General features: G+C 74.0%; 4 protein-coding genes. 3 read left to right on the forward strand and 1 reads right to left on the reverse strand.

Annotation, left to right across the window (positions count from 1 at the left end):
• Nucleotides 1-247: 247 nt before the first annotated feature.
• Nucleotides 248-1,273: an acetylxylan esterase gene (locus A0J59_RS19555; RefSeq protein ID WP_064317202.1), complete on the reverse strand. Its 1,026-nt coding sequence runs from the start codon at nt 1,271-1,273 to the stop codon at nt 248-250.
• A 222-nt stretch (nt 1,274-1,495) separates the two neighbouring features.
• Here A0J59_RS19555 and A0J59_RS19560 point away from each other — a divergent pair, with 222 nt between their 5' ends.
• From A0J59_RS19560 to A0J59_RS19570, 3 genes are all read left to right on the forward strand, one after another.
• Nucleotides 1,496-3,511 (forward strand): DUF1349 domain-containing protein, encoded by a 2,016-nt coding sequence (locus A0J59_RS19560; protein ID WP_156533201.1) that lies wholly within the window; start codon nt 1,496-1,498, stop codon nt 3,509-3,511.
• A gap of 259 nt (nt 3,512-3,770) precedes the next feature.
• Entirely contained in the window at nt 3,771-4,913 is a 1,143-nt protein-coding gene (locus A0J59_RS19565; protein WP_047234390.1) for a LacI family DNA-binding transcriptional regulator, read from the forward strand.
• The gene (locus tag A0J59_RS19570) at nt 4,910-6,550 is read left to right on the forward strand and encodes an FAD-dependent oxidoreductase (protein WP_064317204.1); all 1,641 of its coding nucleotides are present in this window, start codon (nt 4,910-4,912) and stop codon (nt 6,548-6,550) included. The genes A0J59_RS19565 and A0J59_RS19570 overlap by 4 nt, the downstream gene beginning before the upstream one ends.
• Nucleotides 6,551-6,651: the final 101 nt, after the last annotated feature.

Below are 6,651 nucleotides of genomic sequence, written 5' to 3' on the forward strand. Positions count from 1 at the left end.
GGGGTGGGTGGTGGTGCCGCGTCTACCATCCGCCGCTCGTTCCTCGCGGCTCCCGCCAGGCCCGCCACGACGCGGCACCACCACCCACCCCGCCCTACGTCGTCTCGCCCGGTCGTTGCTGACCCGGGCGACTACCCGCGGTGTCGCGTGCTCCCGCGTCGCGTGCTCCCGCGTCGCATCGCACCGCGCCGTGCGGTTCCGCCCGGACGGTCGCGCGGGTCGGGCGTCGTGCGGTACGCGGGCCGGGCTAGCGGGTGTGCTCGCGGAGCCAGGCGAGCTGGCGGGCGAAGCGGTAGGCCTGGCCGCCCTCGTGCTCGTTGAAGCGGTAGACGTCGATCGCGCGGTCGACGTCCCCGGCACCCGCGTCGGCGGCCCAGCCGTTGTAGGCCGCGTACACCGTGGACGGCGGGCAGACCGGGTCCATGAGGGCGACCGAGAACAGGGCGGGGGCGGTCGCGCGGCGGGCGAGGCTCGCGCCGTCGAGGTAGGAGAGGGTGCGGAAGACGGCGTCCTCGTGCTCGCGATGGACGGCGAGATAGCGCGTGATCTCCGAGTACGGCGGGCGGTCGGTGATCTCGACCGCGCGGCGGTAGTGGGTGAGGAACGGCACGTCGGGCATGGCGGCGACGAGGCCCTCGGTGAGGCCGGCGACGGCGATGGTCAGGCCGCCGCCCTGGCTCACCCCGGTCACGGCGACGCGCGCGGGGTCGATCCCGTCGACCGTCCGCACGGCGTCGACCGCCCGCACGGCGTCGGTGATGACGCGGCGGTAGTAGTGCTCGTGCGGGTCGAGGATGCCGCGCGTCAGGAAGCCGGGGGTGGCCGGGCCCGATCCGACCGGGTCGGGCGTGTCGCCTCCCGCGCCCCAGCCGCTGCCCTGTCCGCGCGTGTCGACGACGAGGTGCGCGTAGCCCGCGCTCGCCCACAGCAGGTGCTCGTGGGGCAGGCCGCGGCCGCCCCCGTATCCCAGGTACTCGACCACGGCGGTGAGCGGTGGGCCGTCCCCGGCGGCCGCCGCGTGCGCGGCTGCGGCGGGCCGCACGAGCCAGGCCTTGACCGGCTGGGCGTCGAAGCCCGGGAACGTGACGTCGTCCACCACGACGGTCTCCAGGCCGGCGTCGACGCGCTCCAGACGGACCGTCTCGGCGAGGTTCCCGCCGGCGGCGCGGGACCCGTCCAGGGTGCGCGCCCAGAACGCGTCGAGGTCGGCGGGCTCGTCGAGCGCGGGCGCGTAGGCCTCGAGCTCATCGAGGGGCAGGTCGAAGAGCGGCACGGTGGCGATCCTCCGGGGTGCGCATAAGTCTGATGTCGGACATCGATGTCGGGTCGGGACGACTCTAGCGCCGCCGCGAGGACGCTCGGGCCACGCTAATAATGCGCATCATCCCTTTGACCCGCGCGGGGCTGGTGCGGCGAGACTGCCACCAGCCGCCGCCGCGCGCGCGGCGCCCGGTCGGCGACGAGGCCGCCGGTGAGGAACCGATGGAGGTCCCCTGTGAGAACCCGAGCACCAGCACCCCGCCGGAGACGCCGCGTCGCGACGGCGGCGGTCGTCGCCCTGGCCGCGATGGTGGCAGCCGGCGCGGTCGCCCCCGCCGTGGCCGCGCCGTCGCCGACAGCCCTCGCCCCGGCGCCGGTGGGCGCGACGGCGGCCGACGCCCCGTCCGCGTCCGACCTCCCGGTCTTCGAGTACCGCGGCGTGATCACCGACAAGGAGTCGATGATCTACAACCCGACGGACGAGTTCATCTTCCCGAGCGTCTTCCACGCGGGCGCCTACCTCGACGACGCGTTGGGGGAGTGGTACCTGTACTACGCCCCGCACGACTCCCCGGGCGGGATCTCGCTCATGTACGCCGACTCGCTCGAGGGGCCGTGGACGGAGTACGCGCACAACCCGATCGTCGCGAACGAGTGGCTGCCCTTCTACGAGCGCGTCTCGCACGTCTCGTCGCCCGACGTCCTGTGGGACGACGCGGCCGACGAGGTGCTGCTGTACTTCCACGGCGAGAACTCGACGACCCGGTGGGCGACATCGAACGACGGCGTGACGTTCGACGACTCCGGGGTCGCGGTCACCAACGCCGACGGCGGTGCCGGGACCACCGAGACGTCGTACGCGCGCGTCGTCGAGCACCCCGACCCAGCGTCGGGCTACCGCTTCGCGATGACGTACATGCAGAACCGGACCGACAACATCCGGCGCATCAAGGTGGCCGAGTCGGTCGACGGCAAGGCTTGGGACGTGCGGCCCGACCCGCTCGTCGTGCCCGACGCCGCGACCGGCACGAACGTGTCCGGCGGCAACCTGTGGGAGTGGGAGGGCCAGCTCTACGTGGTCTACCACGGCTCCACGGGCATCACGTTCGCCCGCACGCTCGACCCGACGATGACCCAGGTCGGGCCGCGGTGGGAGCTCCACAAGGCCAGCGGTGTCGGTGAGGACACCGGCCGGGTGGCCGCGCCCGAGATCGTGACCGACGGCGACGAGACCTACCTCTTCTACGAGTCCGGCGACCGGCTGGGCGCGACGATCGCGTGGGCGCAGCGCGACCCCGACGCCGTCCGGCCGCCCGAGCCCGGCCAGGACCCCGACCCGCTGCGCGAGCAGTGCAGCGGCGCCGCGTCGGACGAGTTCGACGGCGCGACGCTCGACCCCGCGCGGTGGTCCGTCGTCCGCGCGGGCACCGCTCGCCACGAGCTCGTGGACGGCGCGCTGCACGTCCCGGCGTACCCGACCGGCGTCGCGGGCGCCTCGCTGCCGCTCCAGGCGGTCCCCGACGGGCCCTGGGAGGTCACGACGGCCGTCTCCGTCTCCCCGACCGAGCGCTTCCAGCAGGGCGGCCTGCTCCTGTACCGCGACGACGCGAACTACGCGAAGCTCGACCTCGTGCACGGCTCGCTCGGCCCGCGCCTCGAGTTCATCTGGCGCCAGAACGGCACCGACCGCAACACGGGGTTCGACTCGGTCGTCCCGCCGGCAGGACTCGGTGAGACCTTCTGGCTGCGCCTCGCGAGCGACGGGAGCGCCGTGCAGGCGTCGGTGTCGGTCGACGGCGTCGAGTTCGCGCCTTGGGGTCGCACCGTGGACGTCGCGGCGCTGGGTGCGACGGGCGTCGGGCCGTTCGCGATGCGCGGCTCCGCGACGCCGCCGGAGATCGTGGCGTCGTTCGACTGGTTCCGGTGGACCCCGACCGCCGAGGAGGCGGCCGCGTGCGACGATGACGCGCCCGCCGTCGAGGTGCAGGCCGTGACGCGCTGCCTCGCGGGCCGCGCGTACGTCGCGGTGAGCGCGCGCAACGAGGGGGAGGCCGCGGCGACGGTCCGGCTCGTGACGCCGTTCGGCGAGCGCACCGTGGCGGACGTCGAGCCCGGGCGCAGCGCCTACCAGTCCTTCGCGACGCGGGCGACGTCGGTCGAGGCCGGGGAGGCGAGGGTCGACGTCGCCGGGGCCGACGGTGTCCAGCACGGCTCGACCTCGGCGACCTACGACGCGCTGACCTGCGGATAGCGCGACACGCACGGGCGGCACAGCGGGCCCAGGGGCGCACCTCCGAGGTGCGTCCCTGGGCCCGTCGTGCATCCTCCGGCAGTCGCCCGCCGGGGCGGCGGTGACCGTCGCGTCGCCGATTATGCGGATCACCGGCGGCGGACCGAGGCGCGGACTGCCAGCGTTCGCGACGTAATAATGCGTATTACCGCGTTGACCCGCACGCGCCGCTCTGGCGAGACTCCTCGCACGTCATCGACGACGTGATCGAGGAGGATCCATGCCGAGGCACCGCATCACCCAGGCCGACGTCGCCGCCATGGCGGGCGTCAGCCAGGCGACGGTCTCGTTCGTGCTGAACGACAGCACGCCCGCCGGGGTGCGGATCAGCGAGGAGACCCGTCAGCGCGTGCTCGACGCGATCCGCATCACGGGCTACTCGGCGAACCCCGTGGCCCAGCGCCTCGCGGGTGGGCACAACCAGATCCTGGGCGTCTTCACCTACGAGGCGACGTTCCCGCGCGCCGGCCGGGACTTCTACGGCCCGTTCCTGGTCGGCATCGAGCACGCGGCCGAGAAGCTGGGCATCGACATCCTGCTCTTCACGAGCGCGCGCGTCGTCGACGGCCGGCGCCGCCTCACGCGTGACGGGTGGCAGCGCCTCGGGATCGCCGACGGCTGCCTCCTGCTCGGCCAGCACGAGGACCGCGGCGAGCTCCAGCACCTGCTCGACACGAACTACCCGTTCGTCTTCATCGGGAAGCGCGGGAGCGACGGCGGGCGCCTGCCCTACGTCGGCGCCGACTACGTCGCGGCGACGGCGCGCCAGGTCGAGCGTCTCGTCGAGCTCGGGCACGAGCGCATCGGCTACGTCGGGCCGCGCGGCACCGACCAGCCGACGCTCGACCGCGTCGACGCCTACCGCGCCACGATGAAGGCGCACGGGCTCACCGTGCGCTTCGTCGAGCTCGACGACGTCCCGGCCACGGCCGCGGAGATCGTCGACCAGCGCCTCACGGCCGTCGTCGTCGCCCCGGAGAACTACCCCGAGGAGCTCGTCGACGAGCTCGAGGGGCGCGGGGTCCGCGTGCCCGACGACGTCTCCTTCCTCCTCCTGGGCCAGCCGCACCACGGGCGTCCGGGCGGGCGCCGGTGGTCCGGGTTCTCGATCCCGCGCGAGGAGATGGGGGCGCGCGCCCTCGTCCTGCTCTCGCGCCTCGTCGCCGAGTCCGGCTCGGGCCGCTCCGACCGCAAGGCCGCGCGCGCCGCCCGGGTCCCCGAGGACGAGCTGCACCAGCTCCTCGAGTGCGTCGACGTCGACGGCGAGACCGTCGCCGCGCCACCGCCCGCGCCACCCCCGGCAGCCAGACCGTCCCTGCAGACCTCAGAGCACCAGAGCACCAGAGAAACGGAACCAGCGTGACCCATCCAGACCTCCAGGCAGACGTCCTCGTCGTCGGCGGCGGGCTCGGCGGCGTCGCCGCCGCGCTCGCGGCCGCGGAGCGGGGCGCCCGCGTCGTCCTCACCGAGGAGCACCCGTGGATCGGCGGGCAGCTCACGTCCCAGGCGGTGCCGCCGGACGAGAGCGCGTGGGTCGAGCGGTTCGGCGTCACCGCGCGCTACCGCGCGCTGCGCGACGGCATCCGCGACGTGTACCGCCGCTCGTACCCGCTGACGGGCGCCGCGCGCTCGTGGGACGCCCTCAACCCTGGCGCCGGCTGGGTCTCCAAGCTGTGCCACGAGCCGCGCGTCGCGGTCGGGGTGCTCGAGGAGATGCTCGCCCCGTGGCGGTCGGCGGGCCGCATCCGTCTGCTGGAGCGCGTGCGCCCGACGGCGGCGACCACCGACGGCGACCGCGTCACCTCCGTGACGCTCACCCCGGTCACCCCGGGCGACGGTACGGGAGCCGACGAGGTCGTGACGGTCCACGCCGCGTTCGTCGTCGACGCGACCGAGACGGGCGAGCTCCTGCCCCTGACGGGCACGGAGTACGTCACGGGCTTCGAGTCGAACCGTGAGACGGGGGAGCCGAGCGCTCCCGACGAGGCGCAGCCGGACAACGTGCAGGCGCTGAGCGTGTGCTTCGCCGTCGAGCACGTCGACGGCGACCACACGATCGACCGTCCCGAGCGCTACGACTTCTGGAGCACGTACACCCCGGGCCCGTGGAACGGGCGGCGCATGCTGTCGTGGGAGGCGCCGAACCCGCGCACGCTCGCGATGGACGTGCGGTCCTTCACGCCGAACCCGGGCGACGACGCGCGCGCCGTGGACGCCGACCAGTCGAAGAACCCGGGCGACGGCAACCTGTGGACGTTCCGGCGCATCGCGGCGCGCGACCTGTTCGCGCCCGGCCACTACGCGAGCGACCTGTGCCTCGTGAACTGGCCGAGCATCGACTACTTCCTCGCGCCGGTGCTCGACGTGCCGCGCGACGTGGAGGAGGCGCGGATCACCGACGCCCGGCAGCTCAGCCTCTCGATGCTCTACTGGATGCAGACCGAGGCGCCCCGCCCCGACGGCGGGACGGGGTTCCCCGGACTGCGCCTGCGACCGGACGTCATGGGCTCGGCCGACGGCCTCGCCCAGGCGGCCTACCACCGCGAGTCCCGCCGCCTGCGCGCGGTGACGACGGTGACGGAGAACGACGTCTCGTACGCCGTGCGCGGGGACCGGGGCGCGACGCGCTACGACGACTCGGTCGGCGTCGGCATGTACCGCATCGACCTGCACCCCTCGACGGGCGGCGACACGTACATCGACGTCGCGTCGACCCCGTTCGAGATCCCCCTCGGCGCGCTCCTCCCGCAGCGCGTGACCAACCTGCTGGCGGCCAACAAGAACATCGGCACGACGCACATCACCAACGGCTGCTACCGCCTGCACCCGGTCGAGTGGAACATCGGCGAGGCCGCCGGCCACCTCGCGGCCCACTGCCTCGCGACCGGGCGCACGCCGCACGCCGTCCAGTCCAAGGCCGACCTGCTCGCCGACTACCAGGACGAGCTCGTCCGGGTCGGCGTCGAGCTGCGCTGGCCCGCCGAGGCACACCCCTACTGACGCGGGCCCCGCCCGCACCGACACGGCCACCCTCAGTCCGAAGGAGAACTGATGACCCCCCTGACCCCCCGCCGCGCACCCCGCCCGGCCCGCATCCGACA

The sequence above is a fragment of the Cellulosimicrobium sp. I38E genome (genome assembly GCF_001647255.1).
In the GTDB taxonomy this organism is placed as follows: Bacteria; Actinomycetota; Actinomycetes; order Actinomycetales; family Cellulomonadaceae; genus Cellulosimicrobium; species Cellulosimicrobium cellulans_E.

Bases quoted from the DNA above. Each gene is read 5' to 3' on its own strand.
- A0J59_RS19565 (WP_047234390.1), top strand. From the start codon at position 3,771: ATGCCGAGGCACCGCATCACCCAGGCCGACGTCGCCGCCATGGCGGGC.